The sequence below is a fragment of the Cobetia sp. BL01 genome (assembly GCF_056493605.1).
Genome location: NZ_JBVBEE010000003.1, coordinates 399,657 through 420,657 on the forward strand (window position 1 = coordinate 399,657; position 21,001 = coordinate 420,657).

The following is a 21,001-nucleotide window of genomic DNA, read 5'->3' on the forward strand; positions in this document are numbered from 1 at the left end:
ATATATTCCCTCTCGCTCAAGACGGCAATGACGATCAATACAATATCAATAAAGCGGAAAACACGACGATGTTCGATTCCCGAGAAACCTTCATTCTCTCGATCATGATCATAGCATGTGGCGTATTTCTGATGGGGCTTTCGCTGTATTTCTTCCGCCGCATCAAGACCTATGATGACTACAATGTCGCAGGCCGTTCCACCTCGACCTTCCCGCTGATCTGTACGCTTATCGGTACCGCCGTCGGCGGTTCCACCCTGCTGGGCTTCGTCTCCAAGGGCTACACCTTCGGCATGGGCCAGCTGTGGCTGCCGGTGGGCATGACCTTCGCGGGCATCGCACTGTACTTCTTCATCGGCAAGATCCACGCCGAAGGCGAGCGCCTCACCATGGTGACACTGGCCGACTTCCTGGTCAGTCGCTTCGGCGAAGGCGTCAGGGTGCCAACCCTGCTCAGTATCCTGTGTGCCTACGCGGCCATCACCGGCATGCAGTTCGTGGCCGTGGCCACGGTCCTCAAGCTGGTATTCGGCCTGGCACTGCCGGTGGGCATCCTGCTGACCTGGGCACTGCTGACCGCCAAGACATGGCTGGGCGGCCTGATGGCGGTCATCTGGTCTGACGCCATCCTGGGCACCCTGCAGACCGTCGGCATCTTCTTCCTGCTGGTCACCGTCTACTACGCCAGCGGCAGCTGGGCGTTCATCAGTGCGGCGCCCATGCCCGAAGGCAACCCTGACTTCCTGAGCCTGACCGGCATTTCCGGTCATGAACTTGCGGTCTACATGCTGACCATCGGTGCCTATCAGTTCGTGCGCCAGGACCTGTGGCAGCGCTTCTGGGCCGCGCGCAGCCTCAAGGCGGCACGTACCGGCTACGCCGTCGCCATCGTCTTCACGCTGCTGGTCGGCGCTGCCGTGGTGTTGATCGGTGCCTTCGCCAGGCTGGGGCTGGACATCGCGGTGGCCAATACGGACCTGTCCTTCTACGCCATCATCAAGGCCACCCTGCCGTTGCCGCTGATGGTCAGCATGGTCGTCGTGCTACTGGCGACCATCATCTCGTGTGCCGATTCATTCTTCATCGCCGGCGCGTCGTCGATTGCCAACGACATCATCAAGCCGCGCATGAAAGGCCGCGATGATGCCTTCATGCTGCGCATGAGCCGCCACTCGGTGGTCGCCATGTCATTGATTTCACTGGGCCTGGCGCTCTACGCACCGCGTCTGCTCGATATCTGGATTCTCGGCAGCGCGATGCTGGTCTGCGGGGTGCTGGTGCCGACGGTGGTCGCGCTGTGCCGTCGCACGCCAGACCCGCGTGGCGGAGTGATCATGATGTGGGGCGGGCTGGCCACCGCCGTGCTGTGGCAGGTGCTGGGCCATCCCTTCGGCCTGCACCCGGTGATGATCGGCCTGCCGGTCTCGCTGGCGCTGATGCCGCTGGCACTGCGCAAGCCGAGCCTGGCTCTCTCGACCGAGTCTGCACCGCGCTGACTGGCCGTGTTGACTGACCGAGCTGACTTGGCGCACTGACTGACCAACCTGGCTGGCCGACCTGACTAGCCGACCTGGCTGGTTGAGGTGACAGTGGCACTCAATGCGCCTCAGACAGTGATGCACCAACCGAAAGCCCCCGTGACCGATGACCTCTTGTGAGCATCGGCAACGGGGGCTTTCCTGTGTTCAGCAGCAGTCGATCGATGATTTCATGCCCGCCATTCTACTGACTATCTACCTGACCAGCTTGCTGAGCGAGCAGATGGCTTCAGAAGGATTTCCTCGATTGACTGACCGCCATCCTTGCGATGACTTGACGGTCTTTTCTGCCATGAAGCGGCCTATTTATCCTCGAAATTCCCGCTTGTTGCCAGCGCACAATACACACATATTTTCTTGCATAAATCTGGCAAATACTGCGTATTGAAATTTGAAAGCCCAAAAGGCTGATGATTCGTTGACCGCGAAGGGAGGGCCTCATAGATTGAAGGCGTACCATCACAACAAGAAGCAGGGACAGGTACCGCATGCCTCTCTACGACTCCGCATCAGGGTCACGGGATGTCCCGCATGCACTGCCCCGCTCACAATAACGATAACGTGGATACTGTCATGAAAACCCTCAAGCCCGCTCTTCTTCTCCCGCTGCTCGCGCTCCTCCCGGCCACCCAGTCCATGGCCACCGAATTGCGCATGCTGTCCAGTTACGACCAGACCACCGCCTACTCCCGCGAGATTGCCCAGCGATTCATCAAGGAAGTCGAAGCCAACAAGGCAGCCGACCTCACCATCAAGCTGACCGGCCCGGATGTGGTACCGCCCTTCGAGCAGCTGCAGCCCGTCGCTGCCGGTGTCTTCCAGCTGCTGTATACCCATGCCGCCTATCACACCAACACCACCGGCGTCGGCGCCGCGATGGATGGCGTGGCGGTGAACCCGGAACAGACGCGTGAATCCGGCTTGTGGGACATGGTCGATGAGCACTACAACGGCCTGGGCCTCAAGCTGATCGCGATTCCGCCGCTGGGCAGCCACGGCTTCCAGTACGTGCTGAAGGAGCCGATCACCGGCACGCCGGGTCTGGATGGCCGTCGTCTGCGCGGCAGCCCCACCTATACCAACGTCACCAAGGGCCTGGGCGGTACGCCGGTGCTGATGTCCAGTGGCGATGTCTATTCCGCGATGGACCGTGGCGTGATCGACGGCGCGGCCTGGGGCCTGAATGGCGTCAAGGACATGGGCTGGCAGGAAGTCGCCGGCTACTACTCCAAGCCGACCTTCGGTCAGACCTACAACTTCGTGCTGATGAACCTGAACGCCTTCAACACCCTGTCGCCGGAACAGCAGCAAGTGCTGCTCGACGAAGGGCGTGAGCTGGAAACCGAGATCGTCCCGGTGCTGGATGAGCTGGCGGTCGAAGAGTGGAAGGCGTTGGACGAAGCCGGCATGCAGCCCACCGAATTCGCACCGGAAGACGCCGAGCGTCTGGATGCGCTGGTCACCGACGGTATCTGGCAGCTGGGCATCGACAAGTCACCGGAAGCCGTGACCGCCATGCGCGAGCTGGCGATCGAGAAGCACCTGACCACCGTCAGCGAGTAAGGAATCCACCATGCTAACCCTGCTTGCACGTGTGCATGACGGCGTGACGCGAGCAGGCTTCCTTCTGGGCGGTGTCACCTTGTGTGGCATCGTCCTGTGCTTCTGGCTGGAAGTCATCGCGCGCTACTTCTTCAACTCACCCACCCTGTGGTCCGGCGCGATGGTGGCTTACCTGCTATGCCTCTCGATTTCGCTGGCAACGCCGGAACTGGCACGCACCCATGGCCATATCGCCATCACCGTGCTGCCGGAGCGCCTCGGCCCTGCCGCGCGCGCTGTCTATGATCGTCTCCTCGCCCTGGTGACCGGCGCCGTCTGCGCCGTGGCCGGTTGGATCTGCGTGCAGGAAAGCCTGCGTCAGTTCAGCTACCACACCACCACCGCCATGGGTCTCGACATTCCCAAGGTCTGGGTCTCCAGCTTCATCGCCTACGCGATGATCAGCGCCGCCCTGTACTTCCTGCGTCACGCCTTTAGCCGCTCGACGCCCTCGGCGACCGCCGACACCAGAAAAGGACCCTGAGTCATGGAATGGTATACCTCTCTGGGCCTGGCCATCGCCTTGCTGATGGGCCTGTTTGCCCTCGGCATTCCCGTCTTCGCCGCCTTCCTGACCATCAACGTGCTCGGCACGCTGTGGTTGATGGGCACCGCCGGTTTCGGCATGTTCGCCAACAGTGTCTACGACAGCATGACCTCGGAGACGCTGACCACCATCGCACTGTTCGTGCTGATGGGGGAGCTGCTGTTCCGCTCCGGCTCCATCGATGTGATCTTCGACTCGCTGGATGCCCTGATGGGCCGCATGAAGGGTCGCCTCTATTTCTTCGTCGTCGCCCTCTCGACGCTGTTCGGTGCCCTCTCCGGCTCGGCGCTGGCCGTGACCGCCATGCTCAGCCGCTCGGCGCTGCCGACCATGCAGGAGCGCGGCTACGACGACAGGCTCTCCATCGGTCTGATTCTGGGCGGGGCGAGTCTCGCGCCGATCATCCCGCCGAGCCTGTTGGTGATCATCATCGGCTCGATGGTGGATGTCTCCATCGCACGCCTGCTGATCGCCGGCATTCTGCCCGGCATCCTGCTGGCTGCGCTGTTCATCCTCTACGTGAAGGTGCGCATCACGATGGACCCGCGCCGCGCGCCGCCCGTCGATGAAAGCGGGGGCGGCACGGCCAAGGAAAAGCGCCGCGCCGTGATCAACATGCTGCCGTTCACCATCATCATCTTCGCCGTGCTTGGCCTGATTCTGCTCGGCATCGCCACACCGTCCGAATCCGCCGCCACCGGCGTGCTGGGCTCGCTGGTGGTCGCGGCCTACTACCGCAAGTTCTCGTTCAAGATGGCCGGCGAGGCGGTGATGTCGTCGCTCAAGGTCAGCACCATGATCATCCTGATCCTGGCGTGTTCGAAGCTGTTCTCGCAGCTGTTGAGCTTCACCGGCGCCACCAGCGGGCTGGTGAGCAGCGTGACCGGGCTGGATCTCGACCCGGTGTGGATGCTGCTGATCCTGATGCTGATTCCGCTGATCGCCTGCATGTTCATCGACCAGATCGCCTTCATGATGGTGGTGATTCCCATCTACGCGCCGCTGGTCAAGCTGTATGGCTTTGACCCGGTGTGGTTCTGGACGCTGTTCCTGATCAATATCTCGGTGGGCAGTCTGACCCCGCCCTTCGGCTACAACCTGTTCGCGGTGAAAGGCGCCGCCCCCGCGACGCCAATGCAGACCATCTACGCCGCGGCCTGGCCGATCGTCATCTGCTTCCTGTTCGCGATGCTGATGCTCTACTGGGCCCCGTGGCTGACGACCTTCCTGCCCAGCCTGATCTGACCAACCACAGCGAGAGACTTTCATGTACCAACTCAATGATATGCCAGACCAGGTCGCGCCGGAGCTGCTGGAACAGCTCATGCAGTGCGAGACGGCCACCATCGGCCACTTCCACACCCACGGCTTCATCGAACCGGCGATTGCCAGCATGCTGCCCCAGGTGCGCATCGCCGGTACCGCCGTCACCGTCTCGCTGCCGCCGGAAGACGGCACCCTGCTCAACCACCTGATGCGTCTGGTGCGGCCGGGCGATGTGCTGATCGTGCATCGTCAGGGCGATCGCCACCGCGCCTGCTGGGGCGGCGTGATGACCACGGTCGCCTCACGCCTCGGCGTGGCCGGTGTGGTGATCGACGGCATGGCCACCGATGCGCTGACCATTCGCGACAAGCAGTTCCCGGTCTGGAGTCGCGGTGTCGCCTCGCTGACCACCCGCTTCGCCGGTATCGGTGGCGCGCTCAACGTGCCGGTCAGCATCGGCGGCGTGGTCGTCAATCCGGGCGATGCCATCCTCGCTGACGAGAGCGGTGTCATCGTGATGGCGCCAGAGGAAGTCACCGCCATCGCCAGCCACGCCATCGAGGTACAAGAAGCGGAAGACGTGCTGCTGGCGAAGATCGCTGACGGCGCCTGCCTGCCGGACCTCACCGGTTCCAGCAAGCTGATCGAGGAAGTGAACGCACGGGGTTGAGCCCCTCGCTTGATCAGTTCGCAAGACGCTGTTTCTTTAGAGAGATGCTGAAACCAAAAAAGGCCACCAGATTGCTCTGGTGGCCTTTTGGGTTCTGACACGGTCTGTAAGACACGGTCTGTAAGACGCGGTCTGTAAGACACGGTCAGTCCGATGCGGATAGTCTGCCACGTATCACTGATGGATGATGACCGCCTCACAGCTGACCGGAAAATTCAGCGAATTGGCAATGAAGCACAGCGCATGCGCCCGGTGGTGCAGCTCATGAGCGAGCGCGATATCGTCACCGGCGGCCAGCGTAATCTCGGGGCGCAACACGATGGAGGTGAAACGTCCCGCCTCGCCCTGGCTCTCTGTCTGAGTCTTGCCATCAGCGGCGGGCGCGCCTTCCTGCATCGTGCCCTCGGCGTGGTCGTGATAGCTCATGACACGAATGCCGGCCTCGGCACACAGGTGCAGATACCACAGCTTGTGGCAGGCCGAGACGGAGGCCACCAGCATGTCTTCCGGATTCCAGCGACCAGCGTCGCCTCGAAAGGCAGGGTCGGCGGAGCCTTCAATACTCGGCTTGCCACTGACACGGGCCACGAAATCACGCTCATAGGCGGTGTAATGGCGGGTGCCCTCGCCGCGATTGCCGGTCCACTCAAGTTCAACCGAATACTGGTGTCGTCTGGACATCGTTGTCTGCTGCTCTCTGAAGGGAAACCGCGTGCGCCGCATGACGCACAGCCTGATACTTCTGCCTGATTAGGCATCTGAACAGCGCCAGCACACGAGAAGTCATCGTAAGCCGATGATAGGATTGAATTGATCGCACTCTGACAGGATGTCACGCATGGCGTTTGCCGTAACACGCTCCTTTGGGGCAATTCCCGGGCTGGCCGTCACCGCCTTCACGCTCGGCCTGAGCCTGGGCTCATGTCTCATGACTCCCGGTGCCTCGGCACGCGCCGAAGCGGCACAGTTTCGCTCCTCGCCTCAGGTCATCAACACGCTGAGCAGTACCTACGGCTTCGTCATCGCCCAGGACATCACGCTGTCACGCATCGCCGAGGAGTATCCCGGCCTCGCACCGGATGCAGAGCTTGCCTCCGCCTATTTCGACAATGCCTTCCCGAACATCACCCATCGTTTGGCGGACAACCTCGCCACCCTGATGGGGCGGGAGCACGCACGCGAAGTGCTGGATGGCATTCGTCGTCAGATAAAGAAGGAACTGGATTCGCAGCTGACCACCGACAAGCTGACCAGCGACTTCGCGGCCCGCTTCATCGAGGCCATTCATCTGCGCGCCCAGGGGGAATATCTGCCCTCGCCGTTCAAGGAATTTCTGCTGGCGACCAAATATCAGATCGAGCCGGTGTACGAGCTGTACGACGGCTATTTCCAGCAGTTCCATACCAAGGGCCATCCCAAGTCGCTGGGCATCAACATTGCGCTGCACCTGCCCGCCTCATGGTCTGCCGCCGAGGGTCGACTGCCGCATATCGTGCAGAAGTGGCAGAGTCAGGCCGGTACCGGCACCGACATGATCATCCTCGAGATCTATGACCTGCATGGCGACACCGTCAGTGACGCGCAGTTAAAAGTGATGGCCTCCACCAATACGCTGGCCCAGTGGGCGCCCATCAACAGTCAGATGCTCGACTCCGGCCTGACCCGAGTGGATCACCGTCAGGCCTACTGGTTCGATATCGCCATGACACAACGACACCAGGGCATGCCCATCACCTCGCAGACCCGCGAATACGGCCTCTTTCTCGATGACAAGCTGATCCGCCTGCACTGCACTAGCTACCACCCCGCCGCTGACGGCACCGCCTACGCCAAAGCCAAGACGGACCTCACCGTCGAGGAAGGCTTCAGCGAGATCAAGCCGTTGTGTGAAGGGGTGATGGGGAGTTTGGTGGTGATGGATTCTGACTAAGAATGACTACAGTGTTATTTTTCATTTCAGCAAATGAACTTTTATTGCTTTGGGCGACGTGTCCCTAAGATAAACTGCCCCATATATCTATAATAAAAATCGTAGTGATCCCTATCATAATGATCGCTTTCTGATAGATAACAATGTGAATGAACATCAAAGCCATCACACCAGTCACCAGAAATAATATTCTCAAAATCTTCATCTTCCGCTAAGGGTTCACTCCCATATGGGTACAGATAATCCACGTACCACATATATGTTCCGCTTTTATCATCAAAGAAAACGGACCTTAATCTTAGAAGATGACCTTCAGGAAGTTCTATTTCATCTAAAACAGACACAATTTCTTCTATTTTATCAAGGTGAATAGTATAAACCGACCCAATACGATTAGTAATATGAAAATAGTAGCCTTTAAAACTTGCAGACCAATGGTTAGGACGATCACTTGAAAAAATCTGCCAACCAGAAGCACTGTTTGGGAAAAAATGTTGAGCAATATGCCATTGACTTGGAGTTCTTAGCTTGCGTTCAATATCTACACCATCCCAGTAAGTAGCCAGTATACTACTAGAATGATTACTAGTTATATCTTCAAGCCTTCTTACAACTGAAGAAGACGGCTGGGTAGAAGTAACCAACAAATAACCATCACATCCGAATTGTGTGCAGCTGGTAACGATATCATCTAAGTCGCTTATTCCAACACTAGCACCGGAAATAGCTTTATGTTTACATTGAACCAACCATTTTTTCGATGATTTAACAAAAATACTATTATCTTCTTCTATACAGATTAAATCCTTCCCACCATCAGGACCATTACCGCTCCAATATACCTTTAATCCAAAGCTAAAAAGCATCTCTCGTAATAGCTGCTCCAATCCTTGACCATTATTAGACAATTCAGTATAGTCTAACATTCTTCACCCCTTCCCAGAAAATTATAAAATATTTTTTATTAACTGGATGCACAGTCATTAATAACACCCATATAAACCTGATTTTTAAAAAGACAATGATTTTTATACTTACAATAAAACCAAGATATCTAAAGCTCTAAAACCACATAAAAAATTATACTTTCAATAGCTTTATTTTCCTCACCACTGTCGGCTGACTAATCCCTGCCCTCTTGGCTATCGCATAGGTGCTGGGCAATTCGGCTGCCATCTCGCGTAACCATTGCGCTTCAATGCGTGCCAGGCCTTCCTTGAGCGTTTCATTGGGGCCGAGTTTGGGGACTGGCATGGCTACCGCCCCCTCAGCGGCAGGCGCTGAGAGGGAATTGTCACTATGTAAGGTATCGGCAGTGGGAAAACTTTCAGTAACGCCTATTCCATTGGATTTGTCATTACTGAAGCCAAATGAATTGCCTAGTCCATTAGCGTTATTCGTGGAACAAGTGTTGAGCAGTGTTTTCACTGAGTCGCTGTCGATGACATCACTGGGGGCGCTGAGCCAGGCGCGTTCCAACCAGTTTTCCAGTTCGCGGATATTGCCGAGCCAGTCCTGGCGCATGAGGATGGGCCATAACGAGGCGTCGAGGAGCTTGCGGCGACCGTGACGTTGATTGAGGCGGGAGAGGTGTTGCTCTATCAGGGCGGGAATGTCTTCGCGGCGTTCGCGCAGCGGCGGCAGGCTGACGGGGAGCACATTGATTCGGTAGTAGAGGTCGAGGCGGAACTGGCCCTGCTCCACGCGGGCGGCGAGGTCTTGATTGGTGGCGACGACCAGTCGGAAGTCGGCGCGGCGGGTGGTGGTGTCGCCCAGGCGGGTGATCATCCCGTCCTGAATCACCTTGAGCAGTTTGGTCTGGGTGGCCAGCGGCAGCTCACCGATCTCATCCAGAAACAGGGTGCCGCCTTCGGCCTGTTCCATCAGGCCCGCCTTGCCGCGATTGCCCGCGCCGGTGAAGGCACCGGCTTGATAGCCGAACATCTCGGACTCGAACAGGCTTTCGGGGATGGCGCCACAGTTCACCTCGATGAAGGGGCCTTCGGCGCGTTGGCTCCAGCGATGCAGTTGATGCGCGAAGGCCGTCTTGCCGACCCCGGATTCGCCCAGCATCAGTACCGTGGCGTTGGTGGGCGCAACCCGCTTGAGCAGCAGCGCTATCTCCCGCATCACGGGACTTTTGACCTGTAGCTCCCCCAGTTCCAGCGCGGCGTCTTCGCATTCCGCCTGCTCGCGCGCGGCCTGCTCGCACAGGGCACGCCCCTGCTGCTGCGCGTCATGGGTGGTCTGCTCGGCACCTGAGCGCGCACTCCCCACCGCCCCCCAATCACTTTCCCCCGCCCCCCCCCCGCCCAGCTCACTGCCCCGCGAGTTGCGGCGCAGGTGATCCGTGAAGCGCTGCTGGAGCACGGCATATTCCTGCTGCAACAACTGGATATCGGTGAGATCCATCGATCGGCTGACCACGCACTCAAGCCTGCCCGCGACGAATACCGGATGCGCCTGCGCCACCACCCGCCGCCCGGTGGCGGTGAGCTGCATCATCTGCAGCGTTTTCCCCGTGCGCAGCACCTCCAGGCTGATGGAGGGCTTGAGCACCCCGCTGGCTTCCAGGTCATGCACGTTGGCGGCACACAACTCCTCGCGGGTCATGCCATAGACCGCCGCGGCGCCGGGGCTGACATCCATCACCTGGCCATCCACATTGACCACGAAGTAGTGATCGTGAGCGGTGTCGATGATGGTCTTGAGAATCTGGTGGTCGAGCTCTGACATGGCGGGCACCTCATGGTCGAGCCTGTGAATCGGGACGGGGCTTTCTGGGCTTCCTTCTAGCAGGTCTTTCCAGCGCTTCTTTCTATCGCTTCTTTCTATAAGTTCTTTCCAGCAGGTCTTTCTCGCACTGCGCTGGAGACAGTCTCGATGATGCCTGAATGTGATCCACAAATGAATCAGTGATCCATTTTTGAATCGTTATTGACGCTCGAGTGATCCATAAATGAATCACTCGACAACCGCTTCTTCAGAAAATCCAATAAAATCAATTGCCTGAAAATTGGCATGGTTACTGCAATGCTGGGGTATGCGCCAAGGAGAATCGCCGGCTTTCATGACACCGTCCGGCCGGGCGATCAGGCGAACCATCACAATACCCTGCTCGCCGTCAGCGTATCGCGAGCGACTCAAGACCCTGGAGAGACAGATGAGCGAATTCAATCAGCCACTGGGCGGCAACGACATGCCACGTTTCGGCGGCCCGGCCACCATGATGCGCCTGCCGGCTCAGGAAACCGCGGAAGGCCTGGATGCCGCCTTCATCGGCATTCCGCTGGACATCGGTACCTCCAACCGTCCGGGCGCTCGTCTCGGCCCGCGTCAGATCCGTGATGAATCGCGCATGCTGCGCCCCTACAACATGGCCACCCGCGCCGCGCCCTTCGACAGCCTGCAGGTGGCGGACATCGGCGATGTGCCGATCAACACCTTCCACCTGCCCAAGAGCATGGACATCATCGAGAAATTCTACGATGAAGTGCTCAGCCACGATTGCGTGCCGCTCACCCTGGGCGGTGACCACACCGTCACCCTGCCGGTGCTGCGCGCCATCGCCAAGAAGCACGGCCCGGTCGGCCTGATCCACATCGATGCCCACGCCGACGTGAATGACCACATGTTCGGCGAGCCCATCGCCCACGGCACGCCGATTCGTCGCGCCCAGGAAGAAGGCCTGCTCGACAGCCACCGCGTGGTGCAGATCGGCCTGCGTGGCACCGGCTACTCCGCCGATGACTTCGACTGGTGCCGTCAGCAGGGCTTCCGCGTGGAAACCGCCGAGATGTGCTGGTTCAAGTCACTCGCCCCGCTGATGGCCGAAGTGCGTGACATGATGGGCGATCGCCCGGTGTACATCACCTTCGACATCGACGGACTGGACCCCTCCGTCGCCCCCGGTACCGGCACCGTGGAAGCCGGCGGCCTGACCATGCCCCAGGGCATGGAAATCGTGCGCGGCGCACGTGGTCTGAACATCGTCGGCGGTGACCTGATGGAAGTCTCCCCGCCCTACGACACCAGCGGCAACACCGCGCTGATGGGCGCGACCCTGCTCTACGAGATGCTGTGCGTACTGCCGGGCGTGCAACAGCGCGACTGAGTCGCACCGCACCTCCATTGCCAGTGAAAGACCCCGCCGGAGGGCGGGTCGCGTGCCAGGGGCCTGTCCCGTCCCTGGCACGTGAAGAATCCCCCGCGAAGACGGCATGTCGCATGCCGAATGACCGATCAGAGCCTGACCATTACAACAAGATCAAGGTGACCCGAATGACAACCAGCATCGACCCGACGGCGGAGCACGCACCGTCCCAGCATGACTCCGCGTCTGACTCCGCCGCGACCCCAGCGGCCCGCCCGAAGAAGGACCTGATCGCCACCCGCCCGGTGCCGCTGACGGCCAGGGGGCTGATGAAATTCCTGGTGCCGTCACTGCTCGGCGTCAGCTTCTTCCTGGTACCGTTCAGCGTTGGCGACACCATCAACATCGGCATGGGCCTGATGGCCGATTGGCTCAAGGCCACGCTCGGTAGCGCCTTGCCCGCCATCGCCGTCGCGGTGCTGTGTCTATCGGTGATCCTCACCGGCTTCGTCAAGCTCGCCAGGCCGAACTGGGCACGTCAGGGCGCAGCGCATGAGCTGTTCGATATCGCGCTGGTGTGGTTTGCCATGCGCGCCCTCGGCGCCATCTTCGCGCTGATGACCTACTTCCAGTGGGGGCCAACCGCCGTCACCGCGGCCTTCACCGGCGGCGTGATGCTCAATGATCTCGCCCCTGTCCTGCTGACCTTCTTCTTCTTCGCGGCCATTCTGCTGCCGCTGCTGGTGGACTTCGGCTTCATGGAATTCATCGGCAGCCTCGTGCGTCGCCCGTTTCGCGCCATCTTCAATCTGCCGGGACGCAGTGCCATCGATGCCACCGCCTCATGGATGGGCTCCGGCACCGTCGGCGTGCTGATCACCACCCAGCAGTATGAGCAGGGCTTCTACAGCAAGCGCGAAGCGGCGGTGATCGCCACCAACTTCTCGGTGGTCTCGATCGCCTTCGCGTTGCTGGTCACCAGCTTCATGAACATCAACCACCTGTTCGTGCCGTTCTATCTGACCGTCGTCATCGCGGGCCTGATCGCCGCCGTCATCGTGCCGCGTCTGCCGCCGCTGTCGCGCAAGCGTGATGACTACCACGAGCCGGTCGGCTGTCAGATCAGTGAAGAGAACCAGAGCGACTGTGGCGTGTTGCGCTACTCACTGGGCATGGCCGTCGCGCGTGCCGAGCATGCGCCGGGCCCGCTCAAGCTGGTGAAATCGGCCGGCTTCAACGTGGCGGACATCTTCCTCGGTCTGCTGCCGGTGGTGATCGCCATCGGGACCGTGGCGCTGATGCTGGCCGAGTTCACGCCGGTGTTCACCTGGCTGTCCTACCCGATGATTCCGCTGCTGGAACTGCTGCAGATTCCCCACGCGGCAGAGGCAGCCCCGGCGACGCTGGTCGGCTTTGCTGACATGTTCCTGCCGGCGGTGCTGGCCAAGGACATCGACAGCGAACTGACCCGCTTCGTGATCGCCTGCCTGTCACTGACCCAGTTGATCTACATGTCCGAGATCGGTGCCCTGCTGCTCAAGTCGAAGATTCCGCTCAAGCTGTGGGAACTGGTAGCCATCTTCGTGCTGCGCACGCTGATCACCCTGCCGATCATAGCCGGTATCGCGCATCTGTTCGTGTTCTGAGCCAAGCGGGCACTCAACTTGTTTCTCATCTCATACGGGAGCACCACGGTGCTCCCGTCATTGGAATAACCTGCCATGACATGTGCTGAACTCTTGATCCGACTGCTGCGTGATACCTACGGCGTGGATACCGTCTTCGGGATTCCCGGCGTGCATACCGTCGAGCTCTACCGGGGCCTGGAGCCGGATGCCGATCCCGCCGCGCCCACCATTCGCCACGTCACCCCGCGCCATGAACAGGGCGCCGGCTTCATGGCCGATGGCTATGCCCGCAGCACCGGCAAGCCCGGAGTGTGCTTCATCATCACCGGCCCGGGGATGACCAACATCACCACCGCGATGGGCCAGGCTCTGGCCGACTCCATCCCGATGCTGGTGATCTCCAGCGTCAATCGCTCCGACACCCTCGGCCGTGGCCAGGGCCGTCTACATGAGCTGCCCAGCCAGCAGCAGCTGGTCTCGGGCGTGGCGCGCTTCAGCCATACCCTGCTCGCCCCGTCCGCGTTGCCGGAAGTATTGGCCCGCGCCTTTGCGCTGTTCGAGGGCGCACGTCCTGGCCCGGTGCATCTCGAGATCCCCATTGACCTGTTCAATGCCGAGATTCCATTGCCTGCCGGTCGCACCACCCATGACGTCACGCGCTCACGCATCGGGCGTCTCGCGCCAGACCCGGCGCTGATCAACGAGGCCGTGGCCCTTCTGACAGGTGCAGAGCGCCCGCTGGTAATGCTGGGCGGTGGCTGTGTCGCCGCGCCCGAGGCCGCGCGTCAGCTGGTAGAGGCGCTGGATGCCCCCACCGTCACCACCATCAATGCCAAGGGCCTGCTCGGCAGCGCCCACCCGCTGGATCTCGGCGCCAATGCCGCGCTGCCTGCGGTACGCGAGCTGGCGCGCGACGCCGATGTGGTGCTGGCGATCGGCACCGAGCTTGGCGAGACCGATTACGACGTGGTGTTCGATGATGGCTTCGTGATCGGCGGCGAGTTGATTCGCATCGACATCGACCCCGAACAGCTGGCGCGCAATCATGCCGCCGCACTGGGTATCGTCGCGGATGCCGGCCTGGCGCTTGAGATTCTCGCCAGTCGGCTGACTGACCTCCAGGCCAACCCGCAAGGTACAGGTCGCGGCGCTCAGGTCACCGCCGCGACGCTGGAAGCCCTCGCCCTGCCGAGCGACCCGACCTTCGCGCCCTACGTGCCGCTGTTAGACACCCTGCAGCAAGCACTGCCGGAGGCGATCTGGGTCGGCGATTCCTGCGCGACGGTCTACGCCGCCAATCACCTGCTCAGCCAGCCGGCGCCGCGCCGCTACTTCAATGCCTCCACCGGCTACGGCACGCTCGGCTACGGCCTGCCCGCCGCGATGGGCGCGACCCTGGGCCGCCCGGACCTGCCGGTGATCGCGCTGGTCGGCGATGGCGGCATCATGTTCACGCTGTCGGAACTCGCCTGCGCGGTGGAAGAACAGCTGCCGGTCGTCATCGTGCTGTGGCACAACCAGGGCTATGAAGAGATTCGCCGCTTCATGGACAACGCCGGCGTCACGCGGTTGGGCGTCGACATCCAGGCCCCCGACTTCCAGCTGCTCGCCCGCGGCTTCGGCTGCGCCGCCGTCGCCATCGATTCCCCCGAGGCGCTGCAAATCGCCTTGGTCGAGCGCGATCCGAGCGCCCCGCTGCTGGTGGAAATCGACGCGGCCGGGTGGCAGCGCTCGATCGCCGGCTGAGTCCGATTCGGCGCATCGCATCTCTTCACAACATTGATCAATGACCGCCATTCCCCGTATGTCACTGGCGGCAAGACACTCACATGTCAGGAATGTCCATGCACAAGCTCGATCAGCAGTTCATCAACAACGAGTGGGTCAAGTCCCACGGCGAGCGCCGTCTGGCGGTCACCAATCCCTTCGAGGAAACCGTCATCGCCGAGGTGACGGCGGGGGATGCGCGTGATGTGGAGGCCGCCGTCACGGCGGCTGCCAATGCCTTCGAGGGCTGGCAGGCACTGAGTGGCGCCGAGCGTGCCGTCTATCTGGAGGCCTTCGCCGAGGGGCTGACATCTCGCCGGGAAGCGCTGGTGGAAATGTCGTGTCGCAACAACGGCAAGATTCGCGCCGAGGCCGAGATCGACCTCGATGATGCGATTGGCTGCTACCGCTACTACGCCGAGCAGGCACGTGCGTTGGATGCGCGTCAGGGCGCGACAGTCACGCATGATGTCGAGGGCTATGCCGCGCACACTTATCACGAGCCGGCAGGCGTGGTGGGGTTGATCACGCCGTGGAACTTCCCGCTGGTCACCAGTGCCTGGAAGGTCGCGCCGGCGCTCGCCGCGGGCTGCACCCTGGTGATCAAGCCGTCCGAGGTGACGCCGTTGCCGGAACAGGTGATGGCCGAGATCGCGCTGGAAGCCGGTCTGCCGGCAGGCGTGTTCAACCTGCTGCACGGCGATGGCGAGGGCATCGGCGCGCCGCTGACGCGTCATCCGCGCATCGACAAGATCTCCTTCACCGGTAGCAATGTGGTCGGCGAGAAGGTCATGCAGGCGGCGGTCTGCGGCACGCGCGGCGTATCGCTGGAGCTGGGCGGCAAGTCAGCGATCATCGTGCTGGAAGATGCCGACGTCGACGACGCCGCCGACTGGGTGATGGCGGGCATCTACTTCAATGCCGGGCAGATCTGCTCCGCCACCTCGCGGCTGCTGGTGCATGAGGCCATCGCCGATGACCTGCACACCGCCCTGGCCAGCCGCATCGACGCGCTGGTACTGGGAGACCCGCTGGACGCCGCGACTCAGATGGGGCCGATAACCAACGCGCGTCAACGTGACACCGTGCTCAATTATCTCAATGTGGCGCGCGAGGAAGGTCTGACGGCGCTGCGTGATGATACCTATCGCAGCCTGCCGGCCAAGGGCTACTTCGTGGCGCCGACGCTTTACAACGATGTCCCGGTGGAAAGCCGTCTATGGCGTGAGGAGATCTTCGGGCCGGTGCTGTGCTCACGTCGCGTGGCGGATGAGGCCGAGGCGATTCGCCTCGCCAACGACAGCGATTTCGGGCTGGTGGCCACGGTGGTCAGTGGTGATGCCAGGCGCGCCCAGCAGATCGGCCGACGTCTGCGCGCAGGCGTGGTGTGGTACAACAGCGAGCAGCTGCCGCTGGTACAGACCAGCTGGGGTGGCTTCAAGCGCAGCGGCATCGGCCGCGAGCTGGGCCCGTGGGGCCTGGCGGGCTATCTGGAGGTCAAGCACATCATCGGGCCGGTACTTGACTGAACGTATTGACTGAGCGTCTTGTGTGACCCGATGACACGACGCCCCGCCTCGGCAATCCCCGAGGCGGGGCGTTTTGGTTCACAGTTTTTACTTCACCACTTTTCCTTTGCGGCTTCCCTTCACGGCTTTCCCATGAAACCAGCGCCTTCTCCTATCAGCCTGCCGCCGCCGTCTGGCTGATCCCATCCCGTGCGCAGCACTGGCCACAATGGCTACCGTGGATGCTCAGCGCCTGCCAGGCATCGAAGGTGCTGAGATAGATGTCGCCACCGAGATTGGCCGGCAGCTCAGAGCGCTTGAGGCGGTCCATCACCGGACCCTTCACTTCACTCAGATGCAGTTTCACGCCAGCGGCGCTCAGGCGCTCATTGATGACTTCCAGGCTTTCCAGCGCGGAGGCATCGATCAGATTGACCGCCTGACAGGCCAGCACCAGATGCTTGAGCGAGGGGCGTTCGGCCATCAGCGCCAGTACGGTGTCTTCCAGATAGCGCGCATTGGCGAAATACAGGCTTTCGTCGATGCGCAGTATCGCCAGTTCGGGGTCGGTCTCCACTTCATGGCGCTCAACATTGCGAAAGTGCTCGCTGCCCGGCACGCGTCCGACCAGCGCACTGTGCGGCTGGCTGGTGCGCTTGAGATAGAGCCCCAGTGACACGAGGATGCCGACGATGATGCCGCTCTCCACCCCCTGCGCGAGGGTAATCACCAGCGTGATCATCAGGGCCGCCCCATCGCCCTTCGAGTAGCGGAAGGTACGCCTGATCGCCGCGAGGTCGATCAGGCTGGTGGTGGCGACGATGATGATGGCCGCCAGCGTCGCGCGTGGCAGCCAGGCCAGCCAGTCCGTCAACCACAGGCTGGCGAGCAGAATGCCGATGGCCGTGAAGGCCCCCGCCAGTGGCGTGGCGGCCCCGGCATCGAAGTTGACCACCGAGCGCGACAGCCCGCCCGAGATGGGCATGCCGCCGCTGACGCCTGCGCCCATGTTGGAGAGCCCCAGCGCGATCAGCTCCTTGTCGGGGTCGATGCGCTGACGCCGACGCGCGGCGAGGGTCTGGGCCAGTGCCAGCGACTCGACGAAGCCGACCACGCTGATCAACAGTGCCGACACCAGCAGTCCCGACCAGTCATTGCTGACAAGGCTTGGCAGGCTGAGGTCGGGCAGCCCGCTAGGCACGGCCCCGACCAGCGCCATGCCGCGCTCGCCCTGATCAAGAGGATCACGCAGTCCCCAGGCCAGCAGACTGGACAGGATGACGGCGAGGATCGGCGTGGTCTTGCACAGCATGCCCGCCGCGCTCTCGCGCATCCCGAGGGCCATCAGGCCCTGCTTGAGATGACGACGCGCCAGCGTCAGGGCGGCCCAGCAGCCCAGCCCGAGGGCCAGTGTCGGCCAATGCACGCCGGCCCCTTGCGGCAATGACAGCCACGACTCCCCCATCTCGAGCAGATTGCCGCCACTCAGGCGCAGGCCGCTCATGGGCCCGAGCTGGCTGGCGATGATCAGGACACCGGAGGCCGTCATGAACCCGGAGATCACCGGGTGGCTGATGAAATTCACCAGCGCCCCCAACCGCAACAGCCCCATTGCCACCAGCATGGCACCGGAGATGAGCGCCAGCAGCAGCGCAGCGGCGAGCATCTCGGGCGTCGAGAGCGCGGTACCCTCGGCACCGCTCATGCCTGCGATGGCAGACGCCGTCATCAACGAGATGATCGCCACCGGCCCGACGGCCAGCGTGCTGCTGGTGCCGAACAGCGCATACAGCACCAACGGCAACATGCTGGCATACAGGCCGACCTGCGCCGGCAGCCCCGCCAGCAGCGCATAGGCGAGCGCCTGCGGCACCAGCATGACACTGACGATCACCGCCGCCAGCAGATCTCGCCCGAGGCTCTGGCGATCATACTGGGCAAGCCAACCCGCCAGCGGCAGCCAGCGGGCCAGCGCGCCGCGCGAGCGTGCGTTGGTCAGCTCGGACGGCTCAGACATCGCGTGACGCCGGACGCGCCAGCCACTCATGGCCCTTGAGCATCAGGTTCCAGTAGATGAACGGCAGGCCACGTGCCTTGAGCTGCCAGGCCAGACGCGTCGGGCGGGTACCGTCATTGAGCCACTTGGGGAAGGTCGGCTGCAGCTCACCGCCGTAGCCGAATTCCGCCAGCACGATGCGTCCGTTCTCCACCGTCAGCGGGCAGGAGCCATAGCCACGATAGTCCGCCGCCAGCGATTCGCCGGCCAGGGTCGCGAGCAGATTTTCCACCACCACCGGCGCCTGCTCGCGCACGGCCGCGGCGGTCTTGGCGTTCGAGGTACCGCTGATATCCCCCAGTCCGAAGATGTCGGGATGGGTGATGTGCTGCAGGGTCTCGGGTTCAAGCTCCAGCCAGCCAGCGGCGTTGGCAAGCCCCGAGTCCTTGATCAAGGCCGGCGCCTTCTGCGGCGGTACCACATGCAGCATGTCGAAGGACTGCTCGACGATCTGCGGCTCACCGCCTTCCTCGGCCGCCGCCACCTCGAAACGCGCCGTCTGCGCTTCCCCATCCACGGCGATCAGACGCTGATGGAACTGCACCTCGATGCCATAGCCCTTCACGGTCTCTTCCAGCGCAGGCACATAGGCCGGTACGCCGAACATCACGCCCCCGGCGTTGTGGAAGGTGACCTCCAGCTGACCGAGCACATCTTCACGCTGCCAGTGATCGCAGGACAGGTACATCGCCTTCTGGGGGGCGCCGGCACACTTGATCGGCATCGGTGGCTGGGTGAACAGCGCACGACCGCTGCGCAGGGACTGCACCAGCTGCCAGGTATAAGGCGCGAGATCATAGCGGTAATTGGAGGTGACGCCATTCTTGCCCAGGGTCTCTTCGAGGCCTTCGATGGCCGCCCAGTCCAGCTCAAGCCCGATGGCCAGCACCAGACGCTCATAGCGAAGCTTGCGCCCATCCCCCAGCGTGACCTCATGCGCGTCCGCGTCGATGCCCACCACGGACTCGCGATACCAGTGCACGCCCTTGGGCATCACCGTGGACATCGGCCGGCGAGTGGACTCCGGGGTGAAGATCCCGCCGCCGACCATCGTCCAGCCCGGCTGATAGCTGTGCTGCTCCGATGGCTCGACGATGGCGACATCCATGCCGGCCTGACGCTTGAGCAGGCTGGCAGCCACGGCAATCCCGCCGGCCCCTCCTCCCAGAATCACCACCTTGTGGGCATTGGGGGGCACCGTGACAGTCGTCTCGCCCCTGGTTGCTGGTGACGGTGATGAGGCTGAATCGCTGGCGGGATTGTTCATCCGTGACTCCTTGAAAAGAAAATGGGCATAGACACGTAAGAAGTCTACGTCATTTATTTACCTGTGCAGGCGGCGAGGGTCAGAAACGATTGAGCGGAATCTTGAGATAGGCCTGATCATTGGCGTCCTCAGGCGGCATCTGGCCGGCCCGCATGTTGACCTGGACCGCCGGCAGCATCAGGCGCGGCATGCCAAGCCCGGCATCGCGCTTCGAACGCATGGCCACGAAGGCCGCTTCATCAATCCCGGTGTGCACGTGGATATTGTGCTTACGCTGCTCCCCGACCGTGGTCTCACAACAGAAGCCCTCGCGCCCTTCGGCGGAATAGTCGTGACACAGATACAGGCGGGAGCTGTCAGGCAGCGCCAGCACCTTGTGGATCGAGCGGTACAGGGTGCGCGCATCACCGCCGGGGAAATCACAGCGCGCGGTGCCGTAATCGGGCATGAACAGCGTATCGCCGACGAAGACGGCGTCACCGATCACATAGCTCACGCAGGCAGGCGTATGGCCCGGAGTATGCAGCACGCGGCATTCAAGCCCGCCGATGGCCAGGCTGTCGCCCTCTTCCAGCAAGCGGTCGAACTGACGTCCGTCACGCGCGAAACCCGCCTCGGCCGCGAAGATGTCCGCAAAGATGTCCTGCACCTCACGGATGCGTGCTCCGATCGCCAGTTGGCAATCAAGCTTGTCTTTCAGGTAGGCGGCGGCCGACAGGTGGTCGGCATGGACGTGGGTCTCGAGAATCCATTCCACCTCCAGCGACTCGTCCGCGATGTGGGCCAGCAGGGCATCCGCCGACTGCGTGGTGGTGCGGGCTGCGGGGTAATCGAAATCCAGTACCGGATCAATGATCGCGCAACGCCGGGAGTGCGGGTCACGCACCAGATGCGTGAAGGTATTGCTGTCTTCGTCGAAGAAGCTCTCGACATGGGGCTGCAGTGTCGGGGTTGCCATCCTTCGGCCTCCTGAGTCAATCAAGGGTGAATGGACTTCAGCCTACGCCTGCCCAGGCGCGAACACAAAAATAGAATAACGATAAATCCATTTGGAATAACCGTAATACCTAATTGATAACTAATTGATATCAGCCATCAAAAAAGGCACGTGACGGTGCCTCGGATATCG

General features: G+C 61.6%; 17 protein-coding genes. 10 read left to right on the forward strand and 7 right to left on the reverse strand.

From position 1 onward, the window contains the following. Positions 1-68 precede the first annotated feature (68 nt). From ACZYGA_RS08025 to ACZYGA_RS08045, 5 genes are all read left to right on the forward strand, one after another. Positions 69-1,496, forward strand: coding sequence for a sodium:solute symporter family protein (locus ACZYGA_RS08025; protein ID WP_479398802.1), 1,428 nt, complete (start codon positions 69-71; stop codon positions 1,494-1,496). A 615-nt stretch (positions 1,497-2,111) separates the two neighbouring features. Beyond that, the gene (gene dctP / locus ACZYGA_RS08030; RefSeq protein ID WP_479398804.1) at positions 2,112-3,101 is read left to right on the forward strand and encodes a TRAP transporter substrate-binding protein DctP; all 990 of its coding nucleotides are present in this window, start codon (positions 2,112-2,114) and stop codon (positions 3,099-3,101) included. Positions 3,102-3,111: 10 nt separating this feature from the next. Continuing rightward, the gene (locus tag ACZYGA_RS08035; protein ID WP_479398806.1) at positions 3,112-3,624 is read left to right on the forward strand and encodes a TRAP transporter small permease; all 513 of its coding nucleotides are present in this window, start codon (positions 3,112-3,114) and stop codon (positions 3,622-3,624) included. A 3-nt stretch (positions 3,625-3,627) separates the two neighbouring features. Beyond that, positions 3,628-4,932, forward strand: coding sequence for a TRAP transporter large permease (locus ACZYGA_RS08040; protein ID WP_479398808.1), 1,305 nt, complete (start codon positions 3,628-3,630; stop codon positions 4,930-4,932). Positions 4,933-4,954: 22 nt separating this feature from the next. Continuing rightward, positions 4,955-5,623 carry an RraA family protein gene (locus tag ACZYGA_RS08045; RefSeq protein ID WP_479398810.1) on the forward strand — a complete coding sequence of 223 codons (669 nt, stop codon included), beginning with the start codon at positions 4,955-4,957 and terminating at the stop codon, positions 5,621-5,623. Between the two features lie 174 nt (positions 5,624-5,797). On the opposite strand, the gene ACZYGA_RS08050 is transcribed toward ACZYGA_RS08045, so the two are convergent. Beyond that, the gene (locus ACZYGA_RS08050) at positions 5,798-6,304 is read right to left on the reverse strand and encodes an OsmC family protein (RefSeq protein ID WP_479398812.1); all 507 of its coding nucleotides are present in this window, start codon (positions 6,302-6,304) and stop codon (positions 5,798-5,800) included. Between the two features lie 157 nt (positions 6,305-6,461). Here ACZYGA_RS08050 and ACZYGA_RS08055 point away from each other — a divergent pair, with 157 nt between their 5' ends. Beyond that, positions 6,462-7,553, forward strand: coding sequence for a hypothetical protein (locus ACZYGA_RS08055; protein WP_479398814.1), 1,092 nt, complete (start codon positions 6,462-6,464; stop codon positions 7,551-7,553). 41 nt (positions 7,554-7,594) lie between these two features. Here ACZYGA_RS08055 and ACZYGA_RS08060 read toward each other — a convergent pair whose 3' ends face one another. The 3 genes from ACZYGA_RS08060 to ACZYGA_RS08070 all read right to left on the reverse strand — a co-directional run bounded on the left by ACZYGA_RS08060 (position 7,595) and on the right by ACZYGA_RS08070 (position 10,658). Next, on the reverse strand, positions 7,595-8,479 hold the full coding sequence (locus ACZYGA_RS08060) for a restriction endonuclease (RefSeq protein WP_479398816.1): 885 nt from the start codon (positions 8,477-8,479) through the stop codon (positions 7,595-7,597). 154 nt (positions 8,480-8,633) lie between these two features. After that, entirely contained in the window at positions 8,634-10,289 is a 1,656-nt protein-coding gene (locus ACZYGA_RS08065) for a sigma-54 interaction domain-containing protein (RefSeq protein ID WP_479398818.1), read from the reverse strand. 228 nt (positions 10,290-10,517) lie between these two features. Further along, the gene (locus tag ACZYGA_RS08070) at positions 10,518-10,658 is read right to left on the reverse strand and encodes a hypothetical protein (RefSeq protein ID WP_479398820.1); all 141 of its coding nucleotides are present in this window, start codon (positions 10,656-10,658) and stop codon (positions 10,518-10,520) included. Between the two features lie 58 nt (positions 10,659-10,716). Here ACZYGA_RS08070 and speB point away from each other — a divergent pair, with 58 nt between their 5' ends. The 4 genes from speB to ACZYGA_RS08090 all read left to right on the forward strand — a co-directional run bounded on the left by speB (position 10,717) and on the right by ACZYGA_RS08090 (position 16,570). After that, complete coding sequence (gene speB, locus ACZYGA_RS08075; protein WP_077376000.1) at positions 10,717-11,667, forward strand: agmatinase; 951 nt, start codon at positions 10,717-10,719, stop codon at positions 11,665-11,667. 308 nt (positions 11,668-11,975) lie between these two features. Continuing rightward, positions 11,976-13,292 carry a YjiH family protein gene (locus tag ACZYGA_RS08080; RefSeq protein ID WP_479398902.1) on the forward strand — a complete coding sequence of 439 codons (1,317 nt, stop codon included), beginning with the start codon at positions 11,976-11,978 and terminating at the stop codon, positions 13,290-13,292. A gap of 75 nt (positions 13,293-13,367) precedes the next feature. Then, on the forward strand, positions 13,368-15,020 hold the full coding sequence (locus ACZYGA_RS08085) for a 5-guanidino-2-oxopentanoate decarboxylase (RefSeq protein WP_479398822.1): 1,653 nt from the start codon (positions 13,368-13,370) through the stop codon (positions 15,018-15,020). Positions 15,021-15,118: 98 nt separating this feature from the next. Beyond that, positions 15,119-16,570 carry an aldehyde dehydrogenase family protein gene (locus ACZYGA_RS08090; protein ID WP_479398823.1) on the forward strand — a complete coding sequence of 484 codons (1,452 nt, stop codon included), beginning with the start codon at positions 15,119-15,121 and terminating at the stop codon, positions 16,568-16,570. A 154-nt stretch (positions 16,571-16,724) separates the two neighbouring features. Here ACZYGA_RS08090 and ACZYGA_RS08095 read toward each other — a convergent pair whose 3' ends face one another. The 3 genes from ACZYGA_RS08095 to ACZYGA_RS08105 form a co-directional block, all read right to left on the reverse strand. Further along, positions 16,725-18,566, reverse strand: coding sequence for a SulP family inorganic anion transporter (locus ACZYGA_RS08095; protein ID WP_479398825.1), 1,842 nt, complete (start codon positions 18,564-18,566; stop codon positions 16,725-16,727). Then, positions 18,559-19,872: an NAD(P)/FAD-dependent oxidoreductase gene (locus ACZYGA_RS08100; RefSeq protein WP_479398826.1), complete on the reverse strand. Its 1,314-nt coding sequence runs from the start codon at positions 19,870-19,872 to the stop codon at positions 18,559-18,561. Before ACZYGA_RS08100 ends, ACZYGA_RS08095 begins: the two co-directional genes overlap by 8 nt. A 79-nt stretch (positions 19,873-19,951) precedes the next feature. Then, the gene (locus ACZYGA_RS08105; protein WP_479398828.1) at positions 19,952-20,830 is read right to left on the reverse strand and encodes an MBL fold metallo-hydrolase; all 879 of its coding nucleotides are present in this window, start codon (positions 20,828-20,830) and stop codon (positions 19,952-19,954) included. Positions 20,831-21,001: the final 171 nt, after the last annotated feature.